This window comes from Brevundimonas sp. EAKA (genome assembly GCF_000698025.1).
Taxonomy (GTDB): Bacteria; Pseudomonadota; Alphaproteobacteria; order Caulobacterales; family Caulobacteraceae; genus Brevundimonas; species Brevundimonas mediterranea_A.
In genome coordinates, this window is the sequence record NZ_JMQR01000241.1 from 1 (window position 1) to 1,684 (window position 1,684).

The following is a 1,684-nucleotide window of genomic DNA, read 5'->3' on the forward strand; positions in this document are numbered from 1 at the left end:
GATCGACGAGGCCCAGGACACCGCCCCAGAACAATGGGCCATCGTCCGCGCCCTGACCGGGGAGTTCTATTCCGGCCAGACATCAGGCCGCACCGTCTTCGCCGTCGGCGACGAGAAACAGTCGATCTACTCCTTCCAGGGCGCCCGCCCAGAACGGCTGCGTCAGGAACGGGCCGACTTCCTGGCCCTGGCCGAGGGCGCCGGCGAACCCTTCGCCGGGCCGGAGCTGAACACCTCTTACCGCTCGACCGAAGAGGTTCTGGCCTTCGTCGACGCCGTCTTCGCCGACCCCGACCGCACCCGCGCCCTGACCGGCCCCCAGGGCGACATCGCCCGCCACATCCCGGCGCGGATCGGCCAGCACGGCGCCATCGACCTGTGGCCCCTGTTCCTCGACGAACCCGCGCCCGAGACCGACGCCTGGGACGATCCGGTCGATCAGGAAAGCGCCGGCAGCGCCCGCAAACGCCTGGCCCGCGACCTGGCCCGCGAAATCCGCCGCCAGGTCGAAAGCGGCCTGGCCGTCTTCGACAGCCGCACCCGCGACCTGCGCCCCGCCGGCTACGGCGACTACATCGTCCTGGTCCGCCGCCGCGACGCCACTTTCGAAGAGATCATCCGCGCCCTGAAGACCGAAGGCGTCCCCGTCGCCGGCGCCGACCGGCTGAAACTGTCCAGCCATATCGTCTTCGACGACCTGATCGCCCTGGCCCGATTTGCGCTCTTCCCCGACGACGACCTGTCCCTGGCCGAGGTGCTGCGCAGCCCCCTGTGCGACGTGGACGAGGACGGCCTCTACGCCCTCGCCGGGCGCGAGAACCGGAAAGGCGGCCAGCTGTGGCGCGACCTCCGCGACCGGGCGCACGAACGCCCCGAATGGACCCGTGCCCGCGACATGCTCCAGACCGTCATCGCCGCGCGCGGCGGCGATCCCTTCGCCTTCTTCTCCCAGGCCCTGAACCGCGTGGACGACACCGGCCGGTCCGGCCGAGCCCGCATCCTGGCCCGGCTGGGCCGCGAGGCGGAAGAAGCCATAGACGAGACCCTGAACCAGGTGCTGGCCGCCGAGAACCGGGGCGCAATCGACCTGGAGACCTGCCTGGCCCAGCTCGAGGCCGCCGACGTCGAGGTGAAACGCGAACTGGAGGGGGCGCGCGGAGAGGTCCGTGTCATGACCGTCCACGGCGCCAAGGGGCTGGAGGCGCCCATCGTCATCCTGCCCGACACCACGATGAAGGCGAAGGCCCAGGGGCCCTCCCTGATGCCCGCCGTCACGCCCGAGGGCGAAGGCGAGGCCTGGCTGATGGCCCCCGGCTCGGCCAAGGACGACTGCCCCGCCTCGGCCGACGCTCGCGCCGCGCGTCAGGCCCGCACCGACGACGAGACCCTGCGTCTGCTCTATGTCGCCCTGACCCGCGCCCGCGACCGGGTCATCGTCATGGGCCGCGCCTCCAGCCGGGGCGCCGAACCCGGCAGTTGGTGGTCGGTGATCGAGGAGACCTTCGACCGGCTGGGGGATCAGGTGCGCGAGGTCGAGAACGGCGTTCGCCGCTTCGGCGTCGATCCTGAACGCCGCCCCGTCGCGACCGCCCAAGACCGCACGACCGAACCTCTGCCCGCCTGGGCCGCCACGCCGCCTCCGCCCGACGCCGCCGCCCGCTTCGCCGCGCCGTCGCGGATGGAG

The 1,684-nt window shown here is 72.1% G+C and carries 1 protein-coding gene; it reads left to right on the forward strand.

Annotation, left to right across the window (positions count from 1 at the left end; all coding sequences use genetic code 11):
- Positions 1-1,684 (forward strand): 3'-5' exonuclease (locus tag ER13_RS17215; protein WP_035311348.1); only part of this gene is annotated, 1,684 nt, incomplete at both ends.